Annotated in this window: 11 protein-coding genes; 6 read left to right on the top strand and 5 right to left on the bottom strand. The window is 72.2% G+C overall.

Annotation, left to right across the window (positions count from 1 at the left end):
• Positions 1 to 157: 157 nt before the first annotated feature.
• From ACZ6RC_RS16840 to ACZ6RC_RS16820, 5 genes are all read left to right on the top strand, one after another.
• On the top strand, positions 158 to 1,474 hold the full coding sequence (locus ACZ6RC_RS16840) for an ABC transporter substrate-binding protein (RefSeq protein ID WP_469583543.1): 1,317 nt from the start codon (positions 158 to 160) through the stop codon (positions 1,472 to 1,474).
• Positions 1,475 to 1,721: 247 nt separating this feature from the next.
• Positions 1,722 to 2,726, top strand: coding sequence for a carbohydrate ABC transporter permease (locus tag ACZ6RC_RS16835; protein ID WP_469583541.1), 1,005 nt, complete (start codon positions 1,722 to 1,724; stop codon positions 2,724 to 2,726).
• Between the two features lie 4 nt (positions 2,727 to 2,730).
• Positions 2,731 to 3,648: a carbohydrate ABC transporter permease gene (locus ACZ6RC_RS16830; RefSeq protein ID WP_469583539.1), complete on the top strand. Its 918-nt coding sequence runs from the start codon at positions 2,731 to 2,733 to the stop codon at positions 3,646 to 3,648.
• A gap of 93 nt (positions 3,649 to 3,741) precedes the next feature.
• A complete protein-coding gene (locus ACZ6RC_RS16825; protein WP_391137679.1) occupies positions 3,742 to 5,184 on the top strand; it encodes a GH1 family beta-glucosidase in 1,443 nt (480 codons plus the stop codon).
• Between the two features lie 124 nt (positions 5,185 to 5,308).
• A complete protein-coding gene (locus ACZ6RC_RS16820; protein ID WP_469583536.1) occupies positions 5,309 to 7,078 on the top strand; it encodes a VanW family protein in 1,770 nt (589 codons plus the stop codon).
• 22 nt (positions 7,079 to 7,100) lie between these two features.
• On the opposite strand, the gene ACZ6RC_RS16815 is transcribed toward ACZ6RC_RS16820, so the two are convergent.
• The 5 genes from ACZ6RC_RS16815 to ACZ6RC_RS16795 form a co-directional block, all read right to left on the bottom strand.
• Positions 7,101 to 9,188: a phosphocholine-specific phospholipase C gene (locus tag ACZ6RC_RS16815; RefSeq protein ID WP_469583533.1), complete on the bottom strand. Its 2,088-nt coding sequence runs from the start codon at positions 9,186 to 9,188 to the stop codon at positions 7,101 to 7,103.
• 596 nt (positions 9,189 to 9,784) lie between these two features.
• Positions 9,785 to 11,221, bottom strand: coding sequence for a DEAD/DEAH box helicase (locus tag ACZ6RC_RS16810; RefSeq protein ID WP_469583530.1), 1,437 nt, complete (start codon positions 11,219 to 11,221; stop codon positions 9,785 to 9,787).
• A gap of 207 nt (positions 11,222 to 11,428) precedes the next feature.
• Positions 11,429 to 11,632, bottom strand: a complete 204-nt coding sequence (locus ACZ6RC_RS16805) for a cold-shock protein (RefSeq protein ID WP_100598391.1) — start codon at positions 11,630 to 11,632, stop codon at positions 11,429 to 11,431.
• 313 nt (positions 11,633 to 11,945) lie between these two features.
• Positions 11,946 to 12,653: a pyridoxamine 5'-phosphate oxidase family protein gene (locus ACZ6RC_RS16800; protein ID WP_469584351.1), complete on the bottom strand. Its 708-nt coding sequence runs from the start codon at positions 12,651 to 12,653 to the stop codon at positions 11,946 to 11,948.
• Positions 12,654 to 12,742: 89 nt separating this feature from the next.
• The gene (locus tag ACZ6RC_RS16795) at positions 12,743 to 14,107 is read right to left on the bottom strand and encodes a globin domain-containing protein (protein WP_391137690.1); all 1,365 of its coding nucleotides are present in this window, start codon (positions 14,105 to 14,107) and stop codon (positions 12,743 to 12,745) included.
• A 446-nt stretch (positions 14,108 to 14,553) separates the two neighbouring features.
• Between ACZ6RC_RS16795 and ACZ6RC_RS16790 the strand changes: the two genes are divergently transcribed.
• Complete coding sequence (locus ACZ6RC_RS16790; RefSeq protein WP_469583525.1) at positions 14,554 to 15,759, top strand: serine hydrolase domain-containing protein; 1,206 nt, start codon at positions 14,554 to 14,556, stop codon at positions 15,757 to 15,759.
• The last annotated feature ends 120 nt before the right edge of the window (positions 15,760 to 15,879 follow it).

Here is a 15,879-nt window from a genome sequence, read left to right as displayed (position 1 = left end):
CCTGTGCTCCCGCGACCCTATCAACAGTGGGAGCGCTCCCACGACTTCGTACCGGATTCGCGCAGACCTCTTGACACCCACCCCCACGGGGCCGCAACCTTCCGGCCAGATGGATGTGGGAGCGCTCCCACACCCCGCCTTGGACGAGGAGAGTCGCATGCGCACTTCCAGAACGAGAACCGCGATGGTCGCCGGGCTCGCGGCCTGCACGGTCCTGCTCACCGGCTGCGGTGACGGAGGGTCCGACGAGGCCTCCGGCGACGGAAAGATCACCCTGCGCATCGGGACGTTCGGTTCCTTCGGCTACGACGACAAGACCGGCGCCAAGCTCTACGCCGAGTACGAGAAGACGCACCCGGGCATCGAGATCGTCGAGTCCAACGTGGCCGACGGCCAGAAGTACTGGGACACGCTGAAGCTGCGCCTCTCGCGCAACAGCGGTCTCGCCGACATCCAGGCCCTGGAGGTCGGCTACATCGCCGAGGCCACCGGCCCGGCGATGGCCGGCAAGTGGGCGGACCTCGGCTCCACCGGGGGCGCCGACCTCGGCGCGTTCCTCGACTGGAAGGTCAAGCAGGCCACCACCTCCGACGGCAAGGTCATCGGCCTCGGCACCGACATCGGCCCCATGGCCATCTGCTACAACAAGGACCTCTTCGCCAAGGCCAAGCTGCCCACCGACCGCGCGAAGGTCGCCGAACTCTGGGCCGGGGACTGGTCGAAGTTCCTCGCGACGGGCAAGACCTACCAGAAGAGCGCTCCCGCCGGAACCGCCTTCCACGACTCCGCGAGCGGTCTCTTCAACGCCGTCGTCTCCAGCCAGCCGGTCCAGTACGCCGACACCGGCGGGCAGCTGGACTACGAGAACAGCCCCGGCGTGAAGAAGGCCTGGGACACCGCCGTCGAGGCGGCGACGAGCGGGATCACCGCCAAGCTGCGCCAGTTCGACGAGAAGGGCAGCTGGAACGCCGCCTTCAAGAACAACAAGTTCGCCACGGTCGCCTGCCCGAGCTGGATGACCGGCATCATCAAGGACCAGGCCGGCGCCGGCAACCAGGGCAAGTGGGACATCGCCGCGCCGCCCGTCGCCGGCAACTGGGGCGGCTCCTTCCTCGCCGTCCCCAAGTCCGGCAAGCACGCCAAGGAGGCGGCCGAGCTCGCCGCCTGGCTGACCGCCCCGGCCCAGCACGCCAAGGTCTTCGGGGTGAACGGAAACATCCCGTCCACCAAGGACACCCTCTCCTCCCCCACCGTCCAGAACGCCAAGCTGCCGTACTTCGGTGACACCCCGGTCGGGAAGATCTACTCCGACGCGGCGGCCGGCATCACCCCGGCCCCGATCAGCCGGTGGGACGGCCAGGTGAAGACCTTCATCACCGACAACGGCATCCTCGACATCGAGCAGCGCGGTACGGACCCGGCGAAGGCCTGGGAGAACGTCAGGAAGCTGGTCGCGGACAAGATCGCGCAGTAGGCGGGCGGCCCGGCACGGCCGGCCCGCCCCGAACCCCGCCCGTCCGAGGGCCCGCACACCCCGCGCGCGCCGCCCGGCGCTCCCCCGCCGGGCGGCCGACCGGCCGCTTCCGCCCCACCCCGCTTGGCCCCCTTGCCCAGCGCCCGCCTTGCCCGTCACGGCTCGCGCGGCCGATGACGCCCGCCGCCGTACCCCCGTACCGCCGTACCGAAGCAGCGACGTACCGACACCCGAAGGGACGCCCCTCGTGGCCACCTCCGTCCGGGCGGCGGCCGACGGCCCCCCGCCGCCCGCCCCGCACCCCTCCCCCGCCGCCCGCCCGAACAACCCCCGCCCGCCCGGACCGTGGCGCAGCAGGGTGTACCGGTGGGACCTGCGGCTGAGCCCGTACGCCTTCGTCGCCCCGTTCTTCCTCACCTTCGCGGCCTTCGGGCTCTTCCCGCTGCTTTACACGGGCTGGCTCTCGCTCCACCGCGTGGAGCTCGGCGGCGACGCGCAGTGGAGGGGCCTCGACAACTACACCGCCCTCACCGACAGCGAGTTCTTCTGGAACGCGCTCGGCAACACCTTCACCATCGGTGTCGTCTCGACCGTCCCGCAGCTCCTGATGGCGCTGGGCCTGGCCCATCTGCTCAACTACAAGCTGCGCGGCCGCGGTTTCTTCCGGGTCGCGGTCCTCGCCCCGTACGCCACCTCGATCGCGGCGGCGACCCTCGTCTTCGCCCAGCTCTTCAACACCGACTACGGCCTCATCAACACCGTGCTCGGCTGGGTCGGCTTCGACCCCGTGGACTGGGAGTCGTCCAAGTGGCCGTCGCAGATCGCCATCTCGACGATCGTGACCTGGCGTTGGACCGGATACAACGCGCTCATCTATTTGGCGGCCATGCAGGCTGTCCCGCAGGACCTCTACGAGGCCGCGGCGCTCGACGGCGCCTCGCGCTGGCGGCAGTTCCTCAGCGTGACCATCCCCTCGATCCGTCCGACGATCCTGTTCACGATCATCGTCTCCACCATCGGCGCCACCCAGCTCTTCGGCGAGCCGATGATCTTCGGAGGCAGCCTGGGCATCAGCGGCGGCAGCGGCAACCAGTTCCAGACCCTCAGCCTGCTGATGTACGAGAAGGGCTGGGTGACCGGTGCGCTGGGGCAGGCGTCCGCGATCGCCTGGGTGATGCTGCTGCTCCTGCTGCTGATCGGGGCCGTCCAGAGGCTCGTGTCCCGGGCCAACCGCAAGAAGCTGGGGGCATGACCTCATGACGCACACCCTCGACAGGACACCCGCCGGCGGCGGGCCCTCCGCCCCCGGCCGGCCGCGCGGGAGGCGTCTCGGGGCCCCGGGCGCCGGGCGCCAGCACCACGCCGGGCCGCTGACCTACGTCCTCCTCGGCCTGGCCGCCCTGGTCTCGCTCTTCCCGCTGTACTGGAACCTGGTCGCCGCCTCCCACTCGGGCGAGCGCGTGGTCGAGGCCCCCGCCCCGCTGCTGCCCGGCCCCCGGCTCCTCGACAACCTCTCCTTCGCCTGGAACCAGGTCGACATGGGCGAGGCGCTGGTCAACACCACCGTCGTCGCCGGTCTGGTGGCCGTCTCCACCGTCCTTTTCTCGACCCTCGCCGGCTTCGCCTTCGCCAAGCTGCCCTTCAAGGGCCGGGGCGCCATGCTCGCCCTGGTGGTCGCCACCATGACGATCCCGCCGCAGCTCAGCGTGATCCCGCTCTACCGGATCATCACCGACCTGGGCTGGGTCGACCAGCTCCAGTCGGTGGTCCTCCCCTCCCTGGTCGCCGCCTTCGGGGTGTTCTTCATGCGGCAGTACCTCGTCGAGGCGCTGCCGGTGGAACTCGTCGAGGCCGCCCGGATGGACGGCGCGCACAGCCTGCGGATCATCTGGCACGTGGTCTTCCCGGTGGCCAGGCCCGCGATGGCGGTCCTCGGGATGCTCGTGTTCGTGCAGGCCTGGAACGACTTCTTCTGGCCGTTCATCGCGCTGACCCCGGACGGGAACCCCACACTGCAGGTCGCCCTGGCCGGGCTCGGGTCGGGCAACCACACCGTCGACCAGGCCGTGGTGCTGACCGGCGCGCTGATATCGACCGTGCCGCTGCTGCTCGTCTTCGCCGTGCTCGGCAAGCACATCGTCGGCGGCATCACCTCGGGCGCGGTCAAGAACTGACGGCCGCCGACGGCATCGGGCCGGCCGCCTCCGCGGCCCCCGCCCCCGTGCCCGGCCCCCACCCCCATTCCTCTCACTCGGGAGCACCCCCGCATGACCGCGACAGACCCCCGCCCCCTCACCTCGGTCCGCCGGTTCCCCGCCGGATTCCTCTGGGGCACCGCCACCGCCGCCTACCAGATCGAGGGCGCCGCGGCCGAGGACGGCCGCACCCCGTCGATCTGGGACACCTTCTCCCACACGCCGGGGAAGGTGTTCGAGGGCCATACCGGCGACGTGGCGGTCGACCACTACCACCGGTTCCGCGACGACGTGCGGATGATGGCCGACCTGGGCCTGAGCGCCTACCGCTTCTCGGTGTCCTGGCCCCGGGTCCAGCCCACCGGCCGCGGCCCCGCCGTCCAGAAGGGCCTCGACTTCTACCGTCGGCTCGTCGACGAGCTGCTCGGCGCCGGCATCGAGCCGGTCGTGACCCTCTACCACTGGGACCTCCCGCAGGATCTCGAGGCGGCCGGCGGCTGGCCGGAGCGGGCGACCGCCGAGCGTTTCGGCGCGTACGCATCCCTGGTCGCCGACGCGCTCGGCGACCGGGTCAGCCGCTTCACCACGCTCAACGAACCGTGGTGCAGCGCCTTCCTCGGCTACGGCTCCGGTGTCCACGCCCCGGGCCGTACGGACCCGGTGGCCGCCCTGCGCGCCGCCCACCACCTCAACCTCGGCCACGGTCTGGCCGTGCAGGCGCTGCGTGCGGCGCTGCCGGGCCGGGCGAAGCCGTCCATCAGCCTGAACCTGCACGAGGTCCGGCCGCTGACCTCTTCGGCCGCCGACCGGGAGGCGGCCCGCCGGATCGACCGGGTGGGCAACGAGGTCTTCCTCGGCCCGCTGCTCGACGGCGCGTACCCGCCGGAGCTGCTCGCCGACACGGCGGCGCTGACGGACTGGGCGTTCGTCCGGGACGGCGACACGGCGACCATCCGGCAGCCGCTGGACTCGCTCGGCATCAACTACTACACGCCGACGGTGGTCTCGGCGGTCGCCGAGGGCGCGGAGAAGCCGCAGGACGACGGGCACGGGGCGAGCGAGCACTCCCCCTGGCCGGGCGCGGACGACGTCGCGTTCCACCAGGCGCCGGGCGAGCGCACGGCGATGGGCTGGGCGGTGGACCCGAGCGGGATGTACGACCTGCTGACCAGGGTCTCGGCCCGCCGGCCCGGTCTTCCGCTGCTGATCACGGAGAACGGCGCGGCCTACGAGGACGTGGTCGGCGCGGACGGCACCGTCCACGACCCGGACCGGATCGCCTATGTGCACGCCCACCTGGCGGCGGTGCACCGGGCGATCGCCGCCGGGGCGGACGTCCGGGGCTACTTCCTCTGGTCGCTCATGGACAACTTCGAGTGGGCGTACGGCTACGCCAAGCGCTTCGGAGCGGTCCACGTCGACTACGCGACACAGCGGCGCACGCCGAAGTCGAGCGCCCACTGGTACGCGCGCGTGGCGCGGGCCGGCGAGCTGGTCGACCCCGCGGAGGGCTGACCTCCGGGGGGAAGCCCGGGGGACAATTGCATCGATGCAGGTCAGCGGGGCGCATTGTGCATCGGACGTCCGTTCGACGTACCGTCTCGGGTGTAACCGGGACCTCGACTGCACGGGAGGGTGTGTGCGTCCCTCGACGACAGGTGAGGTCGCGCCCCCCTCACCCCACCGCCCGCGTGAGGGCAGGAGCCCGGGCCGAGGCATACGCATCGCGGCGACGGCGGCCGGAGCGGCCGTCGTCGCCGCGGGCGGTCTGTACATCGCCGGTCTTGTGGCCACCGGGGACGACATATCCGACGGCACGCGCGTCGCCGGGGTCGACATCGGCGGGATGAGCCGCGAGGAGGCCCGGGCGAAGCTGACCGCCTCGGCCCCCGCCTCGTGGACCGCTCCGATCCCCCTCCGGGTCGGCGACCGGACCGGCAGCGTCGATCCCGTCTCCGCCGGTCTGGCCGTCGACGCGGCGAAGACCGCCGAGCGGGCCGCCGACCCCGCCCGGGACCCGGTGACGGTGATCGGGCGGCTCTTCTCCTCCGGGAACCGCGACGTCGAGCCGGTCGTCGCCTTCGACGAGGCCGCGGCGCGGACGGCGATGGAGCGGGTGGCCGCCACCTACGACCGCCCGGTGGTCGAGGGCGCCGTGGCGTTCAAGGACGGCAAGGCCGTCGCGACGCCGCCGCGCGACGGCGTGAAGCTGGACACCGACGCGGCGGTCGCCGCGATCCGCGCCGGCTATCCGGCCGCCGGCGGATCCACGGCGGCCCCCCTGACGCTGCCGGCGGCCGTGTCCCGGCCCGCCGTGGGCGAGGCCGAGGTGACCCGTTTCCTGAAGGATTTCGCGAACCCCGCCATGTCGGGACCGGTCACGGTCACCGCGGCGGGCAAGCCGCTGCGGATCGCTCCGGCGACACTCGGCGACCACCTGAAGGTCAAGGCCGACGCCCGCGGGCGGCTGGCCGCCACGCTCGACGGCCCGGGCCTGCTGCGCGACCCGGAGGTCGCCCGTCCGCTGGACTCGATCGCGGACGGCCCCGTCGAGGCGGAGCTGGGCGTACGGAACGGCCGGGTCGTCGTGGAGTCGGACGGCCGGCCGGGCCACGAGGTGTCCGGCAAGGCGCTCCAGGAGGCGGTGCTGCCGCTGCTGCCCAGGACGGGCGCCGCGGCCCGCACGGGGCCCGTCGCCACCCGGCTGATCCAGCCGGAGCTGACCGGAGCGTCGGTGGGGAAGCTGGGGATCACGGAACGGATGTCGACCTTCACCGTCGACTTCCCGACCGCGCCCTACCGCACGACCAACATCGGCCGCGCGGTCGAGCTGATCAACGGTTCGCTGGTGCGGCCGGGCGAGCTGTGGAGCTTCAACCGGACCGTCGGCGAGCGCACGAAGGCCAACGGCTTCGTGGACGGCACGATGATCCTGGACGGGCAGTACCGCTCGGCTCCCGGCGGCGGTGTCTCCGCCGTCGCCACCACCGTCTTCAACGCGATCTTCTTCGCGGGGGTCAAGCCCGTCGAGTACGGAGCGCACTCGTTCTACATCGAGCGCTACCCGGCCGGCCGGGAGGCGACGGTCGCCTGGGGCTCGCTGGACCTGAAGTTCCGCAACGACTCCGGACACGGCATCTACATCGAGGCGACCTCCACGGACTCCTCGGTGACCGTCACGTTCTACGGCACGAAGAAGCACGACTCCGTGGAGGCGGTGGCGGGGCCGCGCACCCGCCTCAAGGAGCCGGCCGAGCGGACGGGCAAGGGCCCGACGTGCGAGCCCCAGACGCCGCTGGAGGGCTTCGACATCGCCGTGGACCGGGTCTTCCGCGACGGCGGGGCGGAGGTCGGGCGGGAGACGTTCCGCACGCACTACACCCCGCGCGACCGCGTCACCTGCGAGTGAGGCGGGCCGGGGCGGGCCCGCGTCAGCCGGTGGCGATGCCGGGGTCGCTGACCCCGGTGGAGCCGGTCTCCACGTGCCCGGCGAAGCGCCGAAGGAAAGCGGCGTCCCGGTCGGAGACGACGGAGAGGTCGTACCAGCGCCGGCTGCCCCGCAGGTCGACGGTGTGCCGCACCGTGGCGCCCTTGGCGACCTTGAAGGTCTGCGCCTGACCGCCGTACGCCCTGGCCTGGGTGACGGTCAGGTGGACGTCGGCGGCGCCGGGGTTGGTCATGGTCAGCAGCAGGCTTCCGGTCGCCGCGTCGTGCCGGGCCGTCACCTCGGGTCCCGCCGTCCTGCCCGGCCCCTTGAAGCCGCGCAGGAAGCCGTTGGGGCCGGTGACCGTCAGGTCGTAGACGCCCTGGGAGTAGGCGGTGTTCCAGGTGTCGGAGATGGTCTTGCCCGCTCCGGCCGTGTACGTCCAGGGTCCGTCGGTGCGGCCCCGGGCGGTGACGTAGAAGAAGGCGCCCGCACCGGCCCCCGCGCCGAAGGCGAGGGTGAAGCGGCCGGTCGAGGGGGTGGCGGTGCCGTCGACGACCAGTTCGTAGGGCAGCGCGCGGGTGGGGCGGGCGCCCGGCTCCTGCCGGGGCAGCGCCGGCCGGGCGGGCGGTTTGGGCACGTAGCTGGGGTGCCGGTCGCCGTCCGGCGGGCGGTAGCCGCTGGTGTCCGGCAGCGTCGCCGGCGCGGTGTTCTCGAGGCCGAAGTCGAAGGCGGAGGTCAGGTCGCCGCAGACGGCCCTGCGCCAGGGGGAGATGTGCGGTTCGGCGACGCCGAAGCGGCGCTCCATGAAGCGGATGACGGAGGTGTGGTCGAAGACCTCGGAGCAGACGTAGCCGCCCTTGCTCCAGGGCGAGACGACGAGCATCGGGACGCGCTGGCCGAGGCCGTAGGCGCCGGCGGCGTAGCGGGAGTCGCCGGGGAAGAGGTCGGCCGTCGTGTCGGCGGTGGAGAGCCCCTGGGCGGCCGAGGCCGGCGGGTAGGGCGGCACGACGTGGTCGAAATAGCCGTCGTTCTCGTCGTAGGTGATGAAGAGGGCGGTCCTGCTCCAGACCTCGGGGTTGGAGGTCAGCGCGTCGAGGACCTGGGCGATGTACCAGGCGCCGTAGTTCGCGGGCCAGTTGGGGTGCTCGCTGAACGCTTCGGGGGCGGCGATCCAGGAGATCTGCGGCAGCCGGTCCGCGGCGACGTCGGCGCGCAGGACGTCGAAGAGCCCGTCGCCGGCCTTCACGTCGGTGCCGGTGCGGGCCTTGTCGAAGAGGGGGGTGCCGGGCTGGGCGTTGCGGAAGCTGTTGAAGTACAGCAGGGAGTTGTCGCCGTAGTTGCCGCGGTAGGCGTCGTCGATCCAGCCCCAGTGCCCGGCGGCGTCCAGTCCGTCGCCGATGTCCTGGTAGATCTTCCAGGAGACGCCCGCCCGTTCCAGTCGCTCGGGGTACGTCGTCCAGCCGTAGCCCAGCTCGTCGTTGCCGAGGACGGGTCCGCCGCCGGTGCGGTCGTTCCCGGTGTAGCCCGTCCACAGGTAGTAGCGGTTGGGGTCCGTGGCGCCGATGAAGGAGCAGTGGTACGCGTCGCAGACGGTGAACGCGTCGGCGAGGGCGTAGTGGAAGGGGATGTCGTCCCGGGTCAGGTAGGCCATCGTGCCCGCGGACTTGGCGGGGATCCACTGGTCGTACCTGCCGTTGTTGAAGGCCTTGTGCCCGCCGGCCCAGTCGTGGTTGAGGCCGGCGATGAACTGCATGCCGAGGTCGTCGGCGGTCGGGTGGTACGGCAGGACGTCCTTGGCGCCGTCGGGCTGGTACCAGACCGGTTTTCCGCTGGGGAGGGTGATCGGGCGGGGGTCGCCGAAGCCGCGGACACCCTTCAGCGAGCCGAAGTAGTGGTCGAAGGAACGGTTCTCCTGCATCAGGACGACGATGTGCTCGACGTCGGCGATGGTGCCGGAGGTCCGGGCGGCGGGGATGGCGGCCGCCCTGGCGATGCTGCCGCCGAGCGCGGCGAGCCCTGCGGTGGAGCCGACGGTGGCACTGGCGGTCGCGCCTGCGATTTGGAGGAAGCGGCGCCGGTCGAGATCGGTCATGGGTCCGAGCACCTCTGCGGGTTGGGGGGACGTCGGTCCGAGCGAGCCCAAGATCAGCGGGAGAGGGGACGGGGGCGTGTCGTCGACGCGTGGGGGCGCGGTACAGGTCGTGAACGCGGGGCCACGAGGGCGTCCGCACGGCCGGAATCACGGTAGGGCGCGTTCCGCTCCCCGCGGCGGGGGTCGGCGAAGAGTCCATGGAGTCGTACGAGAAGTCCATGCCGGGCCCGGGCGGCGGGAGGCCGTCTTCGCGGGGCGCGTGGCGGGTGATCCGCGATGCGCGTGCCGGTCGGCGGAGATCTGCGCGCCGGGCGAGGGGGACCAGTCCTCTACGACGGCAGCGGGCCCTCCGGTTCAAGGCCCGGGCAGGGGCCGGCTGCGGATTCCCGACCTCATGGCGTCGGGGCCCGGACGAACTGCCTCCCGACGGGCCCCGCCTGGCCTTACTCATCGCCCTGCGCGAGACGCCGTGCTACGGGCCCGCGCTGCTGGGCGTCGCCCCGGAGGCCGCGGAGCCCGGCCACGGGGCGAGGGCGGGGACGATCCCGCGCCCGGTGGTCCGGGTCGCGGGCGCGGGGCCCCGCTCGGGGAGGTGTTCAGGCGCCCCGGCGGACGCGGGCGGCCTGGCGGGCCTCGGCCGTACGGCGGGCGTCGGCGGCGCGACGGGACTCGTTCTTGGCACGGCCGGGGCGTCCGGGGACGGTTCCCATGCCGCGGAAGGCGGCGCCGCCGCGCTGGGAGGCGTCCTTGGCCGGGGCGTTCTTGCCGAGGGGGACGCCGGACGGGGCCTGGGCACCCGTGATGCGGCTCAGTTCGGCCTCGCCGGAGCGGACCGTGGTGGTCCGCGCCCGGATGCCGGCCTCGGACAGGAGGCGCGCCATGTCCTTGCGCTGGCTCTGGGTGACGAGCGTGACGACGATGCCGGACTCGCCGGCGCGCGCGGTGCGGCCGCCGCGGTGCAGATAGTCCTTGGCGTCGGCGGGCGGGTCGACGTTCACGACGAGGTCCAGCCGGTCGACGTGGATGCCCCGGGCCGCGACGTTCGTGGCCACCAGCACGGTGAGTTCGCCGGTCTTGAACCGCTCCATGGTCTGGCTGCGCTGCGGCTGGGACTTTCCGCCGTGCAGGGCGGCGGCGCGGACGCCGCTGCCGAGGAGGTGGCGGGTGAACTGGTCGACCGCGTGCTTGGTGTCCAGGAACATCAGGACCCGCCCGTCGCGGGCGGCGATCTCCGTGGCGGTGGCCCACTTGTCCGGGCCGTGCACCTGGAGGACGTGGTGGTCCATGGTGGTGACGGCGCCGGCCGAGGGGTCGACCGAGTGGACGACCGGGTCGGTGAGATAGCCGCGGACCAGCAGGTCGACGTTGCGGTCGAGGGTGGCCGAGAACAGCATCCGCTGACCGTCGGGGCGTACGAGGTCGAGCAGGGAGGTGACCTGCGGCATGAAGCCCATGTCGGCCATCTGGTCGGCTTCGTCCAGGACGGTGACGGCCACCTGGTCCAGGCGGCAGTCCTTGCGCTCGACGAGGTCCATGAGGCGGCCCGGGGTGGCGACGAGGACTTCCGCCCCGGTGCGCAGCTCGCCCGCTTGGCGTCCGATGGACAGGCCGCCGACCACCGTGGCGGTCCGCAGCTTCAGCGCCCGGGCGTAGGGGGTGAGCGCCTCGGTGACCTGCTGGGCCAGCTCACGGGTGGGGACGAGGATCAGGGCCAGCGGCTTCTTGGCGTCCGCGCGCCGTCCCGCCGTACGCGCGAGGAGGGCGAGGCCGAAGGCGAGCGTCTTGCCCGAGCCGGTGCGGCCGCGGCCCAGGACATCGCGTCCCGCGAGGGCGTTCGGCAGGGTGGCGGCCTGGATCGGGAAGGGCCGGTCGACACCCTGATCGGCGAGCGTCTTCAGGAGCGCGGCGGGCAGGCCGGTGTCGGCGAATGCGGCCGCGGCGGGAAGGGCCGGGGTGACGGGGTCCGGAAGGGCGAACTCGTTCGTTCCCTCCGGGCGATTCCCGGCGGAACTGTCGGTGGTCGGGGGATTCATGGATTCCTTCCTCGACGGGGCGGATGGCGAGGGAAGTCGATCCGGCCACGCGTCGAAATGCGGGGCGACAAACGGCACCCGTGCACAATGCGAGGAAGTCACCGGTGCGGCAGAGCGGGGCGAAAGCCCCTGGAGACGCCAACGAGCCGGGGCCCTCACCTCACGGTGGGGGCCCCGACTGCGTCAGTCACGCCTCGACGTTCAACGTCAGGCGGGGACGATGTTCTCCGCCTGGGGGCCCTTCTGGCCCTGCGTGACGTCGAAGTTCACCTTCTGGCCTTCCTGAAGCTCACGGAAGCCCTGGGTGGCGATGTTCGAGTAGTGGGCGAAGACGTCGGGGCCGCCACCCTCCTGCTCGATGAAGCCGAAGCCCTTTTCCGAGTTGAACCACTTCACGGTGCCAGTAGCCATGTCATATCTCCTTCGGGGCACTACCCGGGCCCGCACTGTGCGGATCCCGGCGTCGCCGCGATGATTACCCCGTCCGGAAAAAGCCCGAAAATACAAAAGTGCCCGACGGCGAGAACCGTCATCGGGCACTTGAAGTCTTATGGGAACCACAACTGCAACTGCTATCGACTGTAGCACGGAAATGGCCTTCCGTGTTTGTGAACCGGACGGGAATATCCGGTGTCCGGTGCCCGACCACCGTGTGGACGGCGGCCGGACACCGGGAGGACGGCCCTCGGACCGGTGCGGCACCGGACCCTCGGGCCGGTGTGGCTCAGACGGAGACGTCCCTGCGGAACCAGCCGCTGAAGGCCTCTTCCCGGGCCTCCGCGGCGCGCCGCTCGGCCCGGGCGAGGACCTTGGTGGCCTCGGCGCGCCACGCCGCCGCGTCCGCGCGGGGCGGCGGCAGGAACGGTCCGCGCTCGCCCGCTTCGGCGGCGGCGCCGAAGAAGTCGCCGCCCTTGCGCTTGAAGTCGTCGGTGCCCCAGGCGCGGCTGCCGCCCTGGGCGGGCATCTTCTGCAGGTGCGGGATGTGCTTGGCGCAGTGGATGTACGCCTCCTCGACGGTGACCTGCACCCACACCAGGGCGCGGCGGCCGGGGACGGGGTCCTCGGGCAGCCCGGGGTGGGCGCGGCGCATCTCGTCGTCGGCGACGATCCGGGCGGCGCCGTTCACGTGGAGTCCGATGCGGTCCTGGACGAAGTCCACCATGAGGATGCCGACGTGCGGGTTCTCCTCGATGTTGCCGAGGCTGGCGTGGACGCCGTTGCCGCGGTACTCCGGGTAGGTGAGGGTCAGGTCGTCAAGGACCCGGAGGAAGCCGGCCGGGCCGGCCCGGAAGGTGTTGTCGCACTCGCCGTGCCGGTCGGAGGTGGCCAGGAAGAACATCTCCTGGCGCGTCACGAACTCCCGCATGCGGTCGTTGAGCCGGTCCAGGACCTGGTCGGCGTAGAACCTGTCGGCGCGTTCGGTCGTCCCCATGCGCTGCTGGACGTGGTGCTCGCCCTCGCTGCCCGGGCGCGTCGTCCGTACCGCCACGGCCGGCTGCGGCCCGGCCTGCTCGAATGTGCTCAATTCCTTGCTCCGACCAGTTCTTCGATGGAGTCGTGCCGTATCCGGTGGGACGGGATGCCGAAGCCGACCAGGGTGTCGACACTGCGGCGGATCATGGCCGGCGGGCCGGACAGATAGGCGTCGTAGGTGTGCCAGGGGCCGTACTGCGAGACGGCGTCGGGGAGTTGGCCGCACAGGTCGCCGCCCGGGCCGTCGTCGACGATGGGGCGGACCGACAGCCAGGGGTGCGACTGCTGCATGCGGAGCATGGTGTCGATGTCGTACAGGTCGTGGTCGCTGCGGGCGCCGTAGAAGACCTGGACGGTGCGGCGGCGGCCGTGCTCGACCACGTCCTCGATCAGCGCCTTGATGGGCGCGATGCCGGTGCCGCCGCCCAGGCACAGCAGGCCGTTGTCGGTGCTGTGGTCGACGGTCATGGAGCCGGCGGGGGCGCCGAGGCGGATGACGTCGCCCGGGCGGGCGCGGTGGACCAGGGCGTTGGAGACCCAGCCGGCCGGTACCGCCTTGACGTGGAAGGAGAGCAGGCCGTCCGAGCGGGGGGCCGAGGCGAAGGAGTAGTGCCGCCAGACGCGCGGCCACCAGGGCGTCTCCAGGGCGGCGTACTGCCCGGCACGGAAGGGGTAGGGCTGCCCGGGCCGTACGGTCACGACCGCGATGTCGGAGGTGCGCATCTCGTGCGCGACGACCTCGGCGTCCCACCACGGGGGTGCGCGCAGCTCGTCCTCGGCGGCGGCGTCGATCATGATCTGGGAGATGGCGGTGTAGGCGCCGACCCAGGCCGCCTCCGCCTCCGGGCCCCAGGTCCGCGGGGCGTAGCGGGCGAGGGCTCCGATGAGGCACTCGCCGACGGCCGGGTAGTGCTCGGGCCGGGTGCCGTATTTGCGGTGGCCGCGGCCGAGGTGGGACAGGTAGGTCGTGAGGGTGGCGGTGTCGTCGACGTGTCTGGCCGCGGTGAGCAGGGCCTTGAAGAGGCGGTCGCGCTGGGCGTCCATCGCGGCGGGGAAGAGGCTGCGCAGCTCGGGATGGCGGAGGAAGAGCAGCGCGTAGAAGTACGACGTGACCTTGTCCGCGATCGGCTCGGTCTCGGCCATGGTGCGACGGATGAGGTCGGCCTCGGGCGAAACGTCTCTGCCGGGGGCGGTGGACGTGCCGGAAGGGCTCGGAGCCGCATGCGGCGGGGCGGCGGCACCGGCGCGGCCGGGTATCGGGCGCTCGGGGCCCGCAGGGCCGGGCCGTCCGCCGGGACCGGCGGTCGTGCCGGGTATCGGGCCCTCTTCCGTCCGAATCCCCTGCCCCGTCTCGGTCGCTTTCCTGTTCGGGCTTGGACTGAACCAGCCCCCGCCCCCACTGCTGCCGTCCATCGGTGTGCCTCGCCTCGAACGTCTTTCGGTCGCTCTTCGCGGGCTCGACCCTACCCCGCCCGCCGAAATCCATGACGGCGATCCTCTACCGCCTGAACCACCCTCGTATCCACGTTGTCAGGACTTCACGCACGTGAGAACCCGTCCCGAATGGAAAGTTACCTATGGGTTCGACGGATGACACGAGTCGCCCGCTTTGTTTCGGTACTTCTTCCGCCACCGAAATACCCGAACACCCATCCGAACTCCGCAGTTTCTTCACTTGTCCTCTTCACTTTCCCGCCCTCGCATTTCCGTGGGTAACGGGCAGAGGGGGCGTCTTACCGGCACCGGCGGTGGCTCCGAAGGAGTGGACTCGCCGCACCGCGTCCGCGCGAGGGCTCTCCACCCCGGGCACGGGTGGTGACCTGACCCTCCGACACCCCGAAAAGGAAGAGGCACCCGCCATGCGACGTCCATCCCGCCGCCGTGCCTTCGCCGCGGCCCTGCTCGTGGCGTCCGTCCTCGCTCCGGTGGCGACGAGCCCCGCCACGGCCGGGCCCGTCCGCGCCATGGGCGGCGACGCTCCCGGTCCGAACGACGACGCGCGGCACGGCCTCGGCCCCGAGCTGACCGCACGGCTGGACAAGGCCGTCGAGGACGTCCGCCGGCAGGCCGGGATCCCCGGCGTCGTGGTGGGCCTCTGGATGCCCGGCCAGGGCAGCTACGTCCGCGCGAGCGGTGTCGCCGACACGGCGACCGGCGAGCCGATGACCACCGACACCCACATCCGGATCGGCAGCGAGACCAAGACCTTCACCGTCACCGCACTGCTCGAGCTCGTCGACGACGGCCGGCTCCGGCTCGACGACCCGGTCTCCACCTACATCCGGGGCGTCCCGAACGGCGACGACATCACGCTCCGCCATCTCGCCGAGATGCGCAGCGGCCTGTTCTCCTACACCGCCGACCCGGAGTTCATCGAGGACCTGGAAGGCGACCCGACGCGCCCGTTCACCCCGTACGAAGTGCTCTCCTACGCCTTCCGGCACGCGAACACCGCCGAGCCGGGCACCCGGTTCGACTACTCCAACACCAACCTCGTCCTGCTCGGCCTGGTGATCGAGAAGGTCAGCGGCGTCAAGCTGCGCCGCTTCATCCACGAGCGGGTGCTCCGCCCGGCGCGCCTGGACCACACGCTGTTCCCGAAGGGCGCGGAGTTCCCCGAGCCGCACCCGCGCGGCTACACCGACCAGACCCCGACCGGCGCCCGCGCGGACGCCACCGACTGGGACCCCGGCTGGGCGTGGGCGGCCGGCGCGATGATCTCGGACCTGCAGGACCTGCGGCGGTGGGCCGGGATCGTCGCCACCGGCACGCTGCTCCGTCCGGAGACCCAGCGGGAACGGCTCCGGACGCTGCCGACCGGCTTCCCCGGTACGAACTACGGGCTCGGCATCCTGGAGTCGGGCGGCTGGATCGGGCACAACGGCTCGATCCCGGGCTACGAGAGCGTGACGGTCTACCTGCCGTCACGGAAGGCCACCCTCGTGCTCATGCTGAACACCGACATCTTCTCCCAGGGTCAGGAGCCGTCCACCCTCCTCGCCCGGGCGATCACCCGGATCGTGACCCCGGACAACGTCTACGACCGCCCCGTCCCGCCGCGCTGAGCCGACGGACCGCGCGGAACGAAGCGGCCCGGGCGCGCGGGCCCCCGGGCGGGCGGCCGGGCCGCGGGGCGGGGCCGCGGGGGCGCGCCCCCCCCCGCCCCCCGGGGGGGCCGGCGCCGC

The organism is Streptomyces sp. NPDC048353 (genome assembly GCF_055587165.1).
Note: the sequence above shows the minus strand (reverse complement) of the source record. Positions and strands in the feature narration are given on the sequence as shown.